12 protein-coding genes and 1 pseudogene are annotated in these 16,506 nt (G+C 58.0%); 3 read left to right on the plus strand and 10 right to left on the minus strand.

Translation table 11 applies throughout. From position 1 onward, the window contains the following. Positions 1-93: 93 nt before the first annotated feature. A pseudogene (locus tag AABM52_RS17585) lies at positions 94-1,115 on the minus strand (transposase). 224 nt (positions 1,116-1,339) lie between these two features. On the opposite strand from AABM52_RS17585, the gene AABM52_RS17590 reads away from it, so the two are divergent. Then, positions 1,340-1,825 carry a DUF6130 family protein gene (locus AABM52_RS17590; RefSeq protein WP_347912647.1) on the plus strand — a complete coding sequence of 162 codons (486 nt, stop codon included), beginning with the start codon at positions 1,340-1,342 and terminating at the stop codon, positions 1,823-1,825. Between the two features lie 278 nt (positions 1,826-2,103). Here AABM52_RS17590 and AABM52_RS17595 read toward each other — a convergent pair whose 3' ends face one another. From AABM52_RS17595 to AABM52_RS17625, 7 genes are all read right to left on the minus strand, one after another. Continuing rightward, positions 2,104-2,277, minus strand: coding sequence for a hypothetical protein (locus tag AABM52_RS17595; RefSeq protein WP_347907186.1), 174 nt, complete (start codon positions 2,275-2,277; stop codon positions 2,104-2,106). 344 nt (positions 2,278-2,621) lie between these two features. Next, positions 2,622-2,960 carry a hypothetical protein gene (locus AABM52_RS17600; protein ID WP_347907187.1) on the minus strand — a complete coding sequence of 113 codons (339 nt, stop codon included), beginning with the start codon at positions 2,958-2,960 and terminating at the stop codon, positions 2,622-2,624. Between the two features lie 230 nt (positions 2,961-3,190). Then, positions 3,191-4,510, minus strand: a complete 1,320-nt coding sequence (locus AABM52_RS17605) for an outer membrane protein transport protein (protein WP_347907188.1) — start codon at positions 4,508-4,510, stop codon at positions 3,191-3,193. A gap of 161 nt (positions 4,511-4,671) precedes the next feature. Beyond that, positions 4,672-6,573 carry an acyl-CoA synthetase gene (locus AABM52_RS17610; RefSeq protein WP_347907189.1) on the minus strand — a complete coding sequence of 634 codons (1,902 nt, stop codon included), beginning with the start codon at positions 6,571-6,573 and terminating at the stop codon, positions 4,672-4,674. Beyond that, positions 6,573-7,529, minus strand: coding sequence for a fumarylacetoacetate hydrolase family protein (locus AABM52_RS17615; protein WP_347907190.1), 957 nt, complete (start codon positions 7,527-7,529; stop codon positions 6,573-6,575). The genes AABM52_RS17610 and AABM52_RS17615 overlap by 1 nt, the downstream gene beginning before the upstream one ends. Before the next feature lie 175 nt (positions 7,530-7,704). Next, positions 7,705-8,796, minus strand: coding sequence for a VOC family protein (locus AABM52_RS17620; RefSeq protein WP_347907191.1), 1,092 nt, complete (start codon positions 8,794-8,796; stop codon positions 7,705-7,707). An 84-nt stretch (positions 8,797-8,880) separates the two neighbouring features. Then, entirely contained in the window at positions 8,881-9,495 is a 615-nt protein-coding gene (locus tag AABM52_RS17625) for a TetR/AcrR family transcriptional regulator (RefSeq protein ID WP_347907192.1), read from the minus strand. 243 nt (positions 9,496-9,738) lie between these two features. Between AABM52_RS17625 and AABM52_RS17630 the strand changes: the two genes are divergently transcribed. Further along, the gene (locus tag AABM52_RS17630) at positions 9,739-10,974 is read left to right on the plus strand and encodes an NADH:flavin oxidoreductase/NADH oxidase family protein (RefSeq protein ID WP_347907193.1); all 1,236 of its coding nucleotides are present in this window, start codon (positions 9,739-9,741) and stop codon (positions 10,972-10,974) included. A 10-nt stretch (positions 10,975-10,984) separates the two neighbouring features. On the opposite strand, the gene AABM52_RS17635 is transcribed toward AABM52_RS17630, so the two are convergent. Together AABM52_RS17635 and AABM52_RS17640 are read right to left on the minus strand one after the other, a co-directional pair. Further along, a complete protein-coding gene (locus tag AABM52_RS17635; RefSeq protein WP_347907194.1) occupies positions 10,985-11,629 on the minus strand; it encodes a TetR/AcrR family transcriptional regulator in 645 nt (214 codons plus the stop codon). 2 nt (positions 11,630-11,631) lie between these two features. Further along, on the minus strand, positions 11,632-13,290 hold the full coding sequence (locus AABM52_RS17640; RefSeq protein WP_347907196.1) for a bifunctional 3-(3-hydroxy-phenyl)propionate/3-hydroxycinnamic acid hydroxylase: 1,659 nt from the start codon (positions 13,288-13,290) through the stop codon (positions 11,632-11,634). A gap of 276 nt (positions 13,291-13,566) precedes the next feature. Between AABM52_RS17640 and AABM52_RS17645 the strand changes: the two genes are divergently transcribed. Continuing rightward, on the plus strand, positions 13,567-16,464 hold the full coding sequence (locus AABM52_RS17645) for an AAA family ATPase (protein WP_347907197.1): 2,898 nt from the start codon (positions 13,567-13,569) through the stop codon (positions 16,462-16,464). Positions 16,465-16,506: the final 42 nt, after the last annotated feature.

Consider the following 16,506-nt stretch of genomic DNA (forward strand, 5'->3'; position numbering starts at 1 on the left):
ACTCACGACATTGAGTGGTTTTTCGGCCATTCGTTGACCGTTGCTGCTCAGTTAGTGGGTTAGTTTGAGGTTTTTTGCTTAGTGCAGGCGCACCTATCCTGTAACCGGTGGACCTTGAGAGGTAAATTTGCCCAGCCGGCGCAGGTTCTGCACCGCAGCGGCCAGCGTGAACTCATCGGTCGCACCACTCATGCCACGTAGTCGCAAGCGATCCAGTTTCAGGATGCGCTTGAGATGGGCAAACAACATTTCGACCTTTTTACGTTCGTGGCGAGAGCGCTGATGCGCCGGCGTCGCGGCGATTCGCCGAGCCACATCACGAGCGGTTTCATGGACGCTACGAGCGATCTTGCGGAACGCAGTGTTCGGGCAGCACTTGGCTTTCATCGGACACGAGCCGGTGTGGGTTCCACATCCACAATGACGCCGTGCTCGGTATCGATCAGATAATTCGTGGAATAAGCGTAGAACGCGGGGCCACCTGGAGCTGCGGTCCAGCGGGCTTGAGGATCAGTCAGTGACAAACGCTTCGGCAGCGTTTCGGCCAGAGCCTCTTCATCGAGTGCCTCAAAGTATTCACGTACAGCGCGGCTGCTCAGCGAAGGATCGCTCCAGTTAACCTGTTCGTTACCCGGTACGCCGCGCTGCCGACTGGCATCCGCCTTGATGATGCTGGCGTCCACGGCGAAGCCTTCCCCCTTGACCAGACCAGCGTCCATGCAGCGGCGCAGCACCTCATTAAACAACCAACGAAACAGATCGCTGTCCCGGAAACGGCTGTGTCGATTCTTGGAAAAGGTTGAGTGGTTGGGGACTTCATCTTCAAGACTCAACCGGCAGAACCAGCGATACGCCAGGTTCAAATGGGCCTCTTCGCACAACCGCCGCTCGGAGCGAATGCCGTAGCAATAGCCCACGATCAGCATGCGGATCATCAGTTCGGGATCAATCGACGGACGCCCAATCGGGCTATAGAAGTCGGCGAGGTAATGGCGCAGGTCGCTCAGATCGAGACACTGATCAATGCTGCGCAGAAGGTGATTGTCTGGGATGTGATCTTCAAGGTTGAACGAGTAAAACAAGCGCTCCTGCCCACTCGATAACTGTCCCATCATGCTGTGTGATCCCCCGCCGGCCAATGCTGAGATTTTGCCGAAGGTCAGACAGGGGAGCTACTCTTTCAACAGCATTGGTTGGTTTCAGCCGGTCGCGACGGGTAGCAATAGGCTGTGGATTCAACCGGTCGATGAAATACGTGGGTGATTCCAATTTCAAATAAACACCGGGAAATACTCGGTTTGATCTAGGCTTGAATGAAATCACGCGGGAGAAAAACACCATGTCCCTCGCCCCGGGAAATCTATTGGCCCTTACTTTGGGTGTCTTCTTTTGCACCGCCGTGTGCGGACAAGGGGTAGCAGACACCGATTCCCCACCGGCAATACTTCCGTTGGAGTCCGAGACAGCACCAAAACTCATTGCCTACCCGCCGCTTGCCGAGCCACTCGCCCGCGGTGTTGTCATTATCCAGTATCAAGCAGAACACGCCCGGATCATGCCGGTATTTGGCAAAGCGGCTGCTGATGTATCACCACGTCTCGGTCACCTCCACGTGACCGTCGACGACTGGAAAGGTACATGGGCGCACACCAGCGAAGACCCGATTATCCTGGTTGGACTGACGCCCGGCACACACAAGGTTCTTCTTGAAGTGGCCGACCCGACTCACAAAATCCTCACCAGTACGACAGTGAGTTTTATAGTTCCGCAGAAGAAACCAGCGGAGGCTCCCCACATTGACGATGCTCACGCAGTAAAACCATAAATGTTGAGTGATTTCGAAAACACAGCTGACTGACTACTCAGCCAGTTGCGGACATTCGGTATTTCACGAAGTTAAGGGCAGCTCAATCCTCAGTGCAAGACACGTGAAGTTGACGCTTTTAATCACTGGTTTTCAGCAGGACTGCGCCACATCAGCACGGCCAGAATAACTGCAGCGATGATGCTGATTACCTTTTGCCTCCCGGAACAATCCAGGTGCCCGAGTTAATCGAACATCAAGCCGTTTAAATCGACCGGACTCCGAATCTCGAACTGTGATCAGGGGCACTTTACCACCGCTGAAATGAACTGCCCTGCCCTGCCACGAATTAACTCAATGTCGGCTCCACGGTAGCCATAGGAATCGACAAAAATGAGCAGAATCAACGCGAACACCCCGAGGGCGCCGAAGGTCAACCTGATCTGCTCAAATTCTCCTTTCGGCCATTGCATTTCAATTCCTCATTTTTCCCGCAGCGAGCCTGGAACCATCACTGTTCAGGTTAACGTGAAAAACAGATCTGCCCTCGCGCCCTCACTCAAAAATCCAATTATTAATTTCGTGCCACTCAACCCACTTATCTTTAACCGTTTCTTCAACTAGAAAACACATATTGCCCCTTGACTTTTCTCGGTGAAAAAAAAGCCAAATCCGGAAACAACTTCTGGCGAACGTAGAATATATAAGCAAACATTCCGAGAGCGATGGCCGAGCCGACAAACATTATAATGGACCCTGAAGTCAACCCGTCCACGTGCCTCGCTACCGAGCCCATGGATAGAACAATGTATGCATTTTAAGCGCCTGCCAGATGATTGTAGAACCCCCAGGCAAACAAGAGCGGGATAAGTGCGCTCAAACCGCCAACTACCCATCTGGCGTTAGGCCCAATAGTCGAACCTGCAATAAATCCGATGAGAAGAGCGAGTGCAGCCTGGATAAACATGATTGTAATAACGGCATTAACCTTGCGGTCATGTATATCGCAGAGATAGGGATCAGCAGTTGAAGCGATCAATCTGGCAAGCGGACGGTCCCTGACCCCTTGGCCTGAGAGCCGAGTGAATACTTCCGATTTAGGTACTCCGGACGAGATCAGGTCTTTTGCTTTGGCTTTAGCTTCTTTTTTGTTCATGTTAGTAACGACTCCGTGGCACAAGGGCCATTTGTGATGACGCCTGAAGCGAGGTGATCACGTTTTCACGAGCCTGCTGGACGGTGTTCCCCTCCAGCACGTACAGGTACCTGACCAAGCATAGCCACTAATTTGCCATCGTGATTCACGACGGCAGCCAAGGCCGTTTTTGCCCGTCTGGCCTTTGCGCTTTGGGGTGCTTGTGGCTGCTGGCGCCAATTGAGAGTTGATCAGTACCGATAGGTTGCCTGCACTGAAACTCCATTCGCACTATTGTCGTATCTGGCGCTGTATTCAGGCTGAAGACCGGAGTTGTTCGACTGTTTTACCGAAACCTTGGAATCCCAGAGATAACCATAAGCAAAGTCTATCGTCAGATCGGAATTCGGCGAATAAGCACCGCCCAAGGTCACGGCCTGGCGATTCCCAACCGGGACGCGCACGCTGCGATCGGCATTTCTAATGGGCGACGGATCATAGGCGTAGCCTGCGCGCAGTAGCCATTGTTGGTTCAATTGCCAGGAGGCGCCAACTGCAGTGGCCCAAGTGTCACGCCAGTTCATTTCTTCGGTCACACGTCCCAGGCCAGCCGCCTGCCCCAGAGGGGAAAGACCGCTATTGACTGCCTCGACCTTCTGGATCCGGCTCCAGCGTTTCCAGGTGGTCCCCAGGTATCCCGTCCAGCGACTATTGAAATGATGGGTGATGGACGTGTCCACTGATTCGGGCATAGTGAGGTCTATCTTGTTGTCATACTTTCCGTCCAGCGGGATAACGCTCGGGGAACCGGAAACCTCAGTATGCCCTTCGAGTTCATAGTCCACCTTCGAGTGATAGTTAATCCCCCAACGGGTAGCCTCAGTAAAGTCAACCAGGATGCCGACGTTGTAGCCAAGTGCCGTGTCATCGCCTTTGATGGTAACCAGTGTGTCCTCGCCGTTGTTCAGGGCGCCGGTGGCCAGGTAATTCTGAAGCTTTGCATTGAAACGGTTTATGGTCGGTCCGCCACCAATGGACACGTAATCATTGATTCGATAGGCAATGGTGGGCTGCAGGGTTATTTCCTTGGTCGTGCTATAGGAACCATGGTAGCGACCCTGAAAAGAGCCTTCGTAATCATTGATCAAACCACTCGGAGCATAAAGGCCCAGACCAATCGAAAGACGATCATCAAGCGGCGTCGACATATAGGCGAAGGGCACGACCCCCAAAGGGACCGAGTCCCCTTTATTCGTTCCTGACGCACTGCTCTGCGCATCACTAATGTCGTCGCTCACCGAGACGACCGCGGCGCCGCCGGAAATCTCACTACGCTTCAACTTGGTCAAGCCCGCTGGATTTCCAAAGATGGTGCTGGCGTCCAACGCGGAAGATGACCTTCCCGCATAAGCAGTTCCCGCACTGCTTGCGCTTTGTTCGTTAAGGGCAATGCCATTGGCGCCTGCAATAGTAGAGGCGCTGAGTAGTGCCATGGCACTGGTGAACTTAATCCAGACAGCACACTTTCGCTGAGCAGAGAGACACGGGATCACACGGCTATTCAGGTTCATTTTCCACCTCTTGTTTATTGTTTTTGTTGATTGCATGCAGGCAAGGCTTCGCCTTCCTGTGCACTTTTCAGTGCCGGTTGGAGTCGATCGAAGTTGTGTTAAACGCCCTGGCCGAACAGCGCCAGGGCACGACGCTGGACTTACGGATGTGAATCAGAAACTCAATTAAGCCACTCGACTTGAAAGCTATAGCGACCCAAGAGCGGAGCCAGGACTTCTTGGTCAGTTCCGGCCCTAATGCATGCGACATGCCCACGGCGATTGTCCTGTACGACCTCAACAGCAATATCCAAAAGCCCCATGCGTTCCACTTCCTCCTGGACTACCCTGGCAATCTCACGCTGCTGCAAGGCGGGCTTGAATATCTTGCCCACGGCAGTCAAAGGCAGCGCGTCGAGGATTTCAATGCGCTTGGGAACGGCTGCCCGCTCGCTGATGTTGAGTTGAGCGAACGACTCAAGTTCTTCAGCGTTGCTGGTGTGCCCGGGGCGCAGTTGAACATAGGCAACCGGCACCTCGCCCGAATAGGCGTCGGGGCTGCCGATCGCAGCGGCCAGGGCGACGGCGGGATGAGCCTGCAGTGCCTCCTCGATTTGCTTGGGATCGATATTGTGGCCGCCGCGGATGATCAACTCTTTCTTGCGTCCGGTCAGCCAGAAGTAACCCTGTGCATCCTGGCGACCCAAGTCGCCCGTATTCAGCCAGCGCTGGCCGTCGATATCGATCCACAGACCCTGGTTATGACGTTCCTCCAGATAGCCATTGAAGAGGTTCGGACCACTGATCGTGATGAGGCCGATCTCATCGACGTTGGCGTCGCGCAGGTACTCTCCAGAGTCATCGAGCAAGACCGCGCGCATATTCTGGTAGGCAATCCGTATCCCGATGGAGCCGATACGGCGCTCGCCATGGGGTGGATTGATTGAGGAGACGCAGGCGCCCTCGGTAAGACCGTAACCTTCAAGGATCTTTACCCCGGTCCGGCGCTCGAACTCGCGGAAAAGCTCAGCCGGCATGGGTGCGGCGCCACACATTGCAAAGCTAAGACTGGACAGGTCGCGGCCCTGCCATTCATTTTGCAGAAGTGCTGCATAGACAGTTGGCACGCCGGAGAAGAGGTTGATACCGAAGTGCTCGACCATCTCCCAGAATCGTGGAATCACCCCCTCGCCACGATACCCCTGAGGCGTCCCGAGGATCACATGGTCGCCTTGAGTCCAAGGCGTCAGTCCAGTAACCAGTTGTCCGTTGACATGAAATAGCGGCAGGCCACAAAAGATAACCTGACCACCACTGCGTGGCTGCAAATGAGCGGACACAGCCCATGCATTGAATACTTCCGAACCATGGGTACGCGCAGCGATCTTGGGGAGCCCGGTGGTGCCGCCCGTACAGATGTAGGAGGAGCAGTCATCCTGGCGGATTTGTCGACCGCTTTTCAGGTGTGTGTGCGGCTGAGTATTCATCAGCGATTGCCAATCGTGGATCGCAATACCCCTGTGCAAGTCTCGCTCCTTCAGTGCCACGGCCTTTAGAGCCCCACGCACAGGTTCGGCGACATAGGGCTCCATGCTGACCCAAACGACAGACCTGACCGTGGGTAGCTGATCCAGCTGCGAAGCCAGTTTGGGCCACAGATCACTGCCCGCAGTCGGCGCAAGCGTTACCACCACGGATACCTTTGCGGCATTCATCAAGCCGGCCATCTGCCTGGCCTCGAGCAGAGGATTGATCGCCATGACGATACCCGCCGCCTCCCCGCCCCATATCGTGAAATGGGTTTCCGGCAGATTGGGCAAGATAAAGGCAAGCACCTCGCCCGGTTTTATACCCAGGTCATCGAAGGCATTCGCAGCGCGCGTGATATCCCCGAAGAGCTGGGAGTAGTTCCACTTGTAGGTGCGTCTGAAATCCGCGGCATCGGCGAAAAAGCTAAGCGCCGGTGCCAGGGGGGAACACCGGGCCGCCTGTCGCAGTGCTTCATAAGTACTGGAAGCCAGGCCACGGTCCGCCAGGGGGACTTGTTCTAGACTTTCGATGTCACTCAGAGTCTGCACGACCATCAGACTTCCCCTACGACTCGGTTGCGTTGCACGCCGAGGTCGATCACACCATCAGCACTGCGAATGCGCGCCTCGACTACGTCACCTGGCTTGAGATATTGCGTCCGACCTTCCTGCGCCTTGAGGAAAAGCTTCCATTTGGTGGCTTCCGGCATCAGGGCCGCAATGCGCTGTTTGGCAGGCGAAGGAATCGTTAGCGCACAGCCAGCAGGAGTACCGGTGGCGATCAGGTCGCCAACGGCGAGATCTTGCACCGAGGAGAGCTCGGTAAGGGTTTCAGCGGGGCCGTAAACCAGGTTGGCCGTGCTGTCGTTCTGTCGCACCTGTTCGTTGACCGTCAGGCGCAGTTGCAGCTCCCTCAGGTAATGAATGCTCGTGGCATCCAGAAGGCAGAGGTACGGGCCGACCGGACCGAAAGTGCGGAAGCTCTTGCCCTTGTAGAACTGCATCTGAGGAATCTGAATGTCACGAGCCGAGTAGTCATTGACTATGACGACGCCGGCAATGAACTCATGCAGATTGGCGTCGGTGACAGCAACAGCGCCGGTGATCGCGCGCTTCATCACCAGCCCCAGTTCGATCTCGTAGTCGAGGAAGCGCACGGTGCGCGGCTTGATCAAGTCGCTGTCGGCCGCGACCAGGCAACTCGTCGCCTTGGTGAAGATCATGTTGAATTTCTTCGTATCCGGGTCCATGCCCGACTCGATCATATGCTGACGGTAATTGGCGCCCTGGCAGACGAACTGCTGGTTACGGGTCACCGGTGACAGCAGCTTTACTTCGCCCTCCTCCAGCTCAGGGCCTTTCAGTTGAGCGAGGTCGTCGATACTGTTCTGTCGAATGAAGTCACCGGTGGTTTCGAAAGTACCTGGGACAACCGTGATACGGCCTTGGCGTAGCACGCCCCAATGGATACCGTTCTCGAATTCAAAACGGACTACGTGTACAGCAGACATTGAAGGCACTCCTGGAGCGGCGTTTGTCCCGAGCTCGGTGGCACGAGAACTGAGGTGTTGTTCTGAGGGTGGGCTGGCGCTGCTGTAGATCAACGAGCCGCCGGCGATCAAAGCGCCGGCTTTGAGCACGTCTCGCCGGCCGTACCGGGTTGAGTTGCCCAACATGACGGCAGCTCTACCCGAACATCCGCATAAGCGTTATCAACTTGCGAATGGTTAAGTCCGGGCTGCGACGCAGGTTACGGATCAGCGCACGCACACTGCTGAAACTTATCGTGGGCTTTGTAAAACTCTTGGGCATGCGCTGCCCCCACTGGGCCATTGCCTCGGGGCTGACGGGATGAATGCCCGTAGGCTGTGCGGCTGTGAAGACATCCCCGTCGCAGTAATGCTCGTGCTTGTCACCCCAAGGGTCTTGCCAGTAATCGAAGATCTGACTGCCCAGGATGTGCCGACCGATTCCCCATGAATGCTCCCACCCCCGCTCCCGCAGGACGCGCTGCCCCATGCCCACCGCGTCGGCATCGACGACCTCGTAGGCGCTATGGCTATAGGTAGCCATGAACCCTTGCGCTATCGCGAGCGTATGGTGTGCCGCGGGAATGTCACCGAGATCAAGGCGCATGAAAGCGACGATAGGCGTGCCGTCGGGAAGCACCTGCACATCGCTGGGAATAAACCCGAAATGCTGCGTATACCAGGCACAGGTTGCCTGGTAGTCGGCCACTTCGATCACGATATGGCCAAGCCTGAGTACTTCAGGGGGAGCAATCGGCGGGCGCTGCGTGGCGTTGATTCGCGGTTGCTCGTGCGCCAGATTCCAGGCAAGCGGTGCCCGGTGTGCCAGCGTTTTACCTGGGGCCTGGTCACAGACAGCTTCCACCGTGAAACCGGAAGGATCGGTCAGTCTGACGCAGTACCCGCCCCCCGGATGGTCCGATTTCGCTACCGGTGAAGCACCCGGGATTCGGGTGAGCTTTTCCAGGTCCTCACGAGACTGCACTGCCAGCCCGAATCCGATAAAACGTGCCTGTTCTGCAAGATGGATCCGGTAACAGTATGAAGTGGGCTCGGTGGCGCGCAGGTAGAGCGTATCGGCGCCCTGCCGACTTACCGTCAAGCCGAAATCGGTCAGGAAACGCGCTGCCTCTTTCAAGTCCGGTCTCTGAAAGATCAGGTGAGTCAGCGCCTGGGCCTTGACCGTCGGCTGCGGATGCCGGGCGGGTTGTTGTGTCGCTAACCGGTGCAATTCATTTCTGTTGTTCATTGTTCTTGTTTTCCGGATTTTTAGAGCAAAGCCGTCCCCGCACCCCTGAAAATCAGGGGTGTCTGGTTGGGTCAGTTAACTAACTCAGTCGAGAGAAGGAAGTGCTGGCAACTCTGTGGTCGCCAGCGCACGAGCCTCCTCTGGTGACACACCCAATGCCCGCAGCACCAGCTCGGCCGTATCAGAGCCCGACTCTCGCCACGTTCTGTGGCCTTCCAGCACCAGGAAAATCGAGCCAAGAACGCTGCTCGATATCAGCGTCAGTACCGAGAGCAATTGCTCCTGCGCAAACGTGTAGCGCCCAGTGGAAAGTCCGTTCAGAAGATCCGTAGTCGCTTGGCTGCTGAACATTTCGCGCAACGAAGCATTGCTCATGGCGAATTTGTGGATGAACGCCCCCCACTGGGAGTCCTCATGAGCTCGACGAATGAATAACCGAATGCCATTGGCAAGGCGCTGAGCCGGATCGGAGAGGGAATTGAAGCTCTTGTTGACGCGCTCATGCATCTCCTTCGCGAGATGGCTGGCGACCGCCTCGAACAGGCTTTCCATGCTGTCGATGTTGCTATAGACCGTTCCGCGCGCCACGCCTGCCTCTTGCGCGAGGTCAAGGATGTTCACTTGGGAGGTGCCTCTTTCAGCGAACAGGCGAAAGGCGGCTTGATGAATGCGGCGCTGTGTTGGATTCAGGGATTCCACGGTTCTCTCTCCAGGATTACCTCGTGGATCGATTGAACACTCGTGTTCATTTTCAGTCAACAGTATTTTTAAGCGTGTAGGTTGTTCTGTCCAAAAATCGGCCTGAAGCCAAGTCAATTAAAGTCATACGCCATTGACACAATTGAACACGCATGTTCAATTGTGTTGTATTTCAGGCTTGCCTTCTCGGCACATCAAGCCCTGCGCGGGCTGGCCGACTTTTCATTAGCTGAAGGACAGAACATGACCAGCTCAAAGCTCTTCAAACCGCTTCGATTGCCTAACGGCACGGTGATCCCAAACCGAATCGCCAAGGCTGCCATGGAGGAGAACCTTGCCAATGAGGATCACGCTCCTGGGGAAGCACTGGTCAAGCTCTATCGGCGCTGGGCGGAGGGTGGTGCCGGTCTGATCATCACTGGCAACGTCATGGTTGACCGTCACGCCTTGACCGGACCCGCTGGCGTAGTGCTTGAGGATGATCGGAACCTGGGCAAATTCAGGCTGTGGGCCGATGCTTGCCGCAGTCGCGGAGCCCAGGTCTGGATGCAAATCAATCATCCCGGACGGCAGCTATTGGCTTCCATGGGGCAACCGGCAAGAGGCCCCTCCGCCGTTGCGGTCGATATCCCCGGACTGTCAAAAGCTTTTGTACCGCCCAGGGCCTTGAATGAGCAGGAGATCGAAGAGCTGATTGAGCGCTATGCCCAAGCGGCGGTGCTGGCAGAGCGCGCCGGATTCACTGGCGTGGAGATTCATGCCGCGCATGGCTATCTATTCAGCCAATTCCTGTCGCCCTTGACCAACCACCGTAACGACCGCTGGGGCGGCAGCCTGGAAAATCGTGCGCAAATTCTCCTGCGAACCATCGATGCAATACGTCAGCGAGTAGCACCTGTATTTTGCGTTGCTGTGAAGCTCAATTCCGCCGACTTTCAGCGCGGCGGATTCGATGCCGAGGATGCGGCTCGCGTGGTGGAAATGCTTAACGCCAAGGCGGTCGACCTGGTCGAGTTGTCGGGTGGCAGCTACGAAAGCCCGGCAATGCAGGGGCAGACCCGCGATGGCAGCCGCCTGGCTCGAGAAGCGTATTTTCTCGAGTTCGCGGAGAAAATAGGAGAAATAGCGCGCATGCCGCTGATGGTCACCGGCGGCGTGCGTAGAAAAGAGGTGGCGGAACGAGTGGTGAGCGGTTCGGTGTCGATGGTGGGGCTTGCCACCGCGCTGGCAATCGAGCCGACCCTTCCAAGCCAGTGGATGGCAGGTCAGGACACCGAAGTGGAGCCCATCGTCGTCCGCTGGAAGAACAAGGCGCTGGCATCGCTTGCAGTGGCGTCGGTGATCAAGAAGCAGCTCGGCTTGCTGAGTCAAGGGAAACGGACAAAACCCGGGACGTCGCCACTCATGGCATTGATCGGCAATCAGCTGAAGTCTCGTCGCCAGGCGAAGAACTATCGGCAATGGGTTGGCCGGGTTTAGCCGGCCGATGCTAGGGTAGCGGCTTACCGGCGATTCTCTTGGCTCTGGCAGGTGTTACGCCCAGAGCCTTGAGAATCATCTCGGCGACCCGCTGGTCATGTTCCACCACTACACGCCCTTCGACAACCGAGCGCATGGCTCCGGTTGTGCACGACACGACCATGTCCAGGGCGACCCCCTCGTCCTCGTAAGCGAAAGCCCCCGCGCGCAAACCTTCACGCAGATCGCCCAGCACATGAGCAGCCAGGCGCGAGCGCATGGCTTGATCGGAATGGATGATGCGCAGCAGTGCATTGGCCCATTGATGGTCGTACGCGGCCCGGCATACGAACATGCGCACACCAATCGAAAGCCGCTGTGCACCGCAGTGCACGCCCGAACTCAGGGCGGAAATGGCATCGGAAAACTCACTCGCCATGGCGATGCCAACCGCCTCGAGTACTTCGTCGCGCGTTCGAAAATAGTTGTAGATGGTGCCGTTGGATACCGCGGCCTCCGAGGCGACATCGAGCAGTGCAATCTCCCCCACCTCCTTACGTGCGACAAGACGCAATGCCGCATCCACCAGGCCGCGACGGGTGCGTTCACGCTTCTTGTGGCCCCGAGTGAGGGGCTCTTGCTCAGTTGCTTCTGAAGGAACAGTGGGGGAAGGCATCTTCAGGCTCTTAATCGAGGGGGCTCGTTGATGGTAATGGAAACGCTATCGGTTGTGGCGTCGGCGCTAGCCAACAGGCCCATACAGTCTCGAACGAGACTGCCTGCCTCTACGCCTGGGGCGTGGTGCATGATGATACGGTCGGGGCGAACCGCAACCAGTGTGCCTTTGGCAGCCAGCGGCAGGATGCCATGGTTCAGGTCTTCGATGAAGTCGCAACCGCCGCCGGAGCGCTGGCCGCAGGGTCCGATCTGCAAGAAGTGGCCTCCCATTTTGTCCCAGGAAACGACCTGAGCAGCGGTCAGCAGTGACAACGGGTCAACACCGAATCCAACCAGGGTCAGGTTGGCTCCAAGAGCATCGTCGCTCAGTTGGATCTGCTGTTGCATGTTGCGAACCCAGGCTTGGGGAAACAGACTGCCACGAACCAGCTTGTCGCCACGACGATGCTGCACGAACAGCCCCTGTTTGAAGATGTTCTTTGGCTTGATGTCCAGCTGTTCAAAGTACTTTCTGGTAGCGGGAGTCAACGCCAGCGTGCGCATCAGGCCATGGATGAAGAAAGCTGCGACCTTGTTTCTCGGCATCACCAGGCGGCCCATGAGTTTCGCCAGATTGATCATCGCCTGGGCATGGGGGCGACGCTCTACGTCATAGGTTTCGAGTACTGAAGGCGCGGCTTGGCCGCGAAGGACCCAGGCCAGTTTCCAGGCAAGATTGGCTGCATCGCGCAGTCCCGCTACGAGACCTTGCCCGACAAAAGGGGGGGTGATGTGGGCTGCATCTCCCGCAAGAAAGATGCGTCCCTTGCTGAATCTGTTGCAGCAGCGCGCGTGGAACCGATACACCGCCTTTCGCTCGATTTCCAGCTCCTGCGGATTGATCCATGGCGCGATCAGTCGGGCTATGCTCTCGGGGCTTTCCAGCTCTTCCCGGGACTCGCCCGGGTGTAGCATGAACTCCCAACGTTCCCTTCCGCCGGGAGCGGGCATGTGCGGCGTTGGACGCCGTGGATCACAGATAAACTCAACGTGATCGATGGCTGACTCATGCCGGTTTTTGGCATCGACAATCAGCCAATCCTCACCATAGGTCTGTCCTTCGAATTCCTGGCCAATCAGTGCCCTGACCCTGGAGCTTGCGCCATCCACCCCTACCAGGTATTGGGCGCGAACAGAATGCGTCTGACCATCATCGCCCCGTACGGTGGCGACCACACAATCTGATTCCTCGACCAGGTTCTCGAGCTCGAACCCTCCCAGGCTGGTCACTGTCTTCAGCCGGGAAACCTGGCTGCGCATCGCGTGTTCGAGGTCGGGTTGATAGAAAGTCACCAGTTTGGGATGGCCGTCGATGCATCCCGCGGTATTGGCCCGACCGAATTGCCCGAGGACCGGGGAGTGCATCCTCACTTCAGGGATAGCGATCTTCTCGAAAGCGTCTTCCGACAATCCGGCGAGTTGCAGGATGCGAAGCGCCTCGTTATCCAGAGCAATGGCGCGGGGCATCAGCAGGACCTCATGGGTCTTGTCCAGTACCAGTGTCTTTACCCCATAGCGGCCGAGCAGCGCCGCGATTGTCGCCCCTACCGGACCGTTACCGACGACCAGCACATCGACAGCGGTGGGAGGCAGTTCGGTAGCTTTCTTGTTGTTGTTCATCTCGAGCCCTTGTTGTGATTGAAGTGGTGAGACGTAGAGATCTCATCGTCAGGCAAGGTGAAGGTAAGTAATATTGAGGAATATTTCAATATTGATATTTTTGTCACTAATGTTCTGGGATCATTACTGCACCGTGATGAGGCCATGCGAGCTGTGCCGAGGGCCAGTTTCCGACCGGTGAGGCTTGGCTTCTGAGTCGATCAGCGTTGTTATTGGAGTGACCACGTGCCATGCCTCACGAGGGCACACCCATGTTTTAGACTTCAGGAATCCAACGTGGCGCGTCCGCAGCCCCATCCGAACCCAGTCCAGCTCTGTTTCGTCGAGTTCGAGCTCGACGAGGCCAACGCGTGCTTGTTACGTAATGGAGAAGCCGTGCCGTTGGCGCCAACGCCCTTCACTCTGCTGTGCGCACTTGCACGCCAACCTGGATCGCTGGTGACCAAGGATGCCTTGCTTGATGTCGTGTGGGGGCATCGGTTCGTCAGCGATTCGGTGCTGAAGACGGCCATCAGCGATCTGCGCAAGGTGCTGGGCGACGACCCCAAGCAGCCCCGCTATATCGAGACTGTGTCGAGGCGCGGCTATCGTTTCATCGCCGCGCCCTCCCCTGCGCCTTCGATGCCGCCGGCACCCGCGACGGTGCCAGCGACCGGCGCGCACCCGTCACCGCCATTCATCGGTCGCACCGACGAGATCTCAAGACTGCAACGGGCGTGGGAGCGGGCGGATGGCGGCCAGCGTGCCGTGGTCTGGCTCGCTGGAGAACCGGGGATTGGCAAGACCACGTTAATCGAAAATTTCCTCGCCAGCCTTGGCGGCATCACCTGCGCACGCGGCCATTGCGTAGAACACTACGGCACGGGCGAGCCATACCTGCCGGTGCTGGAGGCGTTAGCCGATCTGTGCCGCAGCGACCCCACCCTGCCGGCGCTATTGCGCGCCGTGGCGCCGACCTGGCTGCTGCAACTGCCGTGGCTGAGCACCACGGCGGAGCGAGACGCGTTGCGGCGCGAGCTTGCCGGCGTCGGTCCGGACCGCATGCTCCGGGAAATGGGCGAACTGCTGGACCGCTACACGGAGCAGCGACCGCTGTTGCTGGTGACCGAAGACCTGCATTGGAGCGATCGGGCGACGGTCCAGCTCATCAATTATGTGGCGCGGCGACGTGGCCACACGCGGCTGATGTGGCTGTCGAGCTTCCGCCTCGCCGAGGTGGTTGCGCTCGATCATCCACTCAGCTCATTGCGTCACGAACTACGCCTGCAACGTCTGTGCGAGGAAGTGGTGCTCGATCCATTCTCGGAAACCGAGGTCGCTGACTATGTTGCGCTGAGTTCTGCCTCGCTGGCGCGCGATGAAGCCTTCGTGCGTGCCCTGCATGAGCGCACTGACGGTGTGCCGTTGTTCGTATCGTCAGTCATCAGTGAAGTGATGGACCCAACGGACGACGATGCCACCATCGAGGCTCGGCTTGCAGATCTGGCAGTTCCCGAAAACCTCGCTGCCATCATTGATCACTACATTGCCAAGCTTGGGCCGGAGCAGCGTGCGTTGCTCTCGGTCGCAGCGGTGTGCGGGGCCGAATTCCGAATCGAGACGGTTTCACTGGCCCTCGAGCGCGACCTCGCTTCGGTGGCCCACACCTGTGAGGAGCTGATACGCGAGCAGGTATGGCTCATACGATCGCGGGCCACCGAAGTTGAGGAGACGGCAGAGCAACCCTACTCGTTCCGGCATGCTCTCTTCCGCCAGGTTCTGTACGACCGCACGCCGCGCTCATTGCGCACCCACCTCCATCGCCAGGTTGGCGCTGCCCTCGAACGCGAACGCACGGTCGGCGTACCGGTTGCTGCCTCGGAGCTGGCGATGCACTTTGACCGGGCTCGGCAGCCGATGATTGCGCTGCGTTACTACGCCGAGGCCGCGGAGGCTGCGCTGCTGCACTTCAGCCCGGAGTTGAGCTACGGCCTCACTGAGCGCGCCTTGGTCCTGCTCATGCAGGCACCAGAAGGGATGGAGCGCGATGCGCTCGAAATTACCTTGGCCACGCTGCAAGGCGTATCGGCTTTCCACACGTTCGGTGTCGGCAGCGAAGCCAAAAATGCGTTCGAACGCGCGTACATGCTGCTAGCAGATTTACCCGAGCATCCAATGCGTGGTCGCCTGCTGCATGGATTCGGCTATCTGCTCGGTCTGCGCGGCGATTATGCGCTGGCGCTGGAGGTGGCGGAACACGCCGAAGCCCTCTCCTGCGACACAAACGATCCAGCGCTCATGCTGGTGGCGTGCATCGTGCAGGGCGAGGTGCACCATCTCCAGGGTCGCACGCAGACAACCCGCCGTTGGCTAGAGCGCGCCCTCGCGATCGCCGAGCCGCTGGACATCGGGACGAACGAGATCTTTGCGGTCGATCCTCAAGTCATGCTGCACGGCATGCTGGCTATAGAACTCTTGCGTTCTGGTCTGGTCGAGCAAGCCCGAGTCCACCTGCAGCAGGCGCGGGTACGCGCGCAGGCGTTGCGCCAGCCCATGACCTGGCTGGTCGCCGCCTGGCAGGAGGTATTGATCGAGGTGCGGATGGGAAACCACGTGCGTGTGGCAGCGCTGGCTGACGACATGCAGACGCTGGTGGATGAACATTCGCTCGCACTGGGGCGTACAGCTTGCCGCTGGTGGCGCGGCTGGGCCGACGCACGCAGCGGCTCCCCGAGCGACGGATACCGTCGCATCCGTGAAGCCTACGAAGAACACACCGGGCTCGGCATGCGCTCCGGAGCCAGCGAGGTACTTGGCTACGCCGCCGAAGCGCTGCTACTGGCAGGCGATTGCAACTGCGCGCAAGTCGAGCTACAGGAAGCACTTCGGGTGGGCGAGGAACTGGGCGAGCGCGTATACCTGCCGCAGTTATTGCTGCTAGAGGCAGCGATCGCGCGAGCGCAGGGTCGGCCCGACGCCGGCAGCGTTGCGGTGCGGCGCGCGGTTGAGGAGGCTCGCGCACAGGAAGCACCTTGGCTGGAACTGCTCGCGCTGGTCGAGCTGTGCGAGCACCACGACGCCATGGCCGAGGACCACCAGGCATTGGCGACGCTGGTTGACCAGTTGCCTGAAACTGACGGAACCGAGCTGGTGAAACGTGCGCGCTCGCTGATTCAGGCTGCCAAGTCGGCTTGAAGCGACACGATTTCTGTGCGGTGCGGTTGCTGTCCCGACCGT

The organism is Pseudomonas grandcourensis (genome assembly GCF_039909015.1).
GTDB classification, from domain to species: Bacteria; Pseudomonadota; Gammaproteobacteria; order Pseudomonadales; family Pseudomonadaceae; genus Aquipseudomonas; species Aquipseudomonas grandcourensis.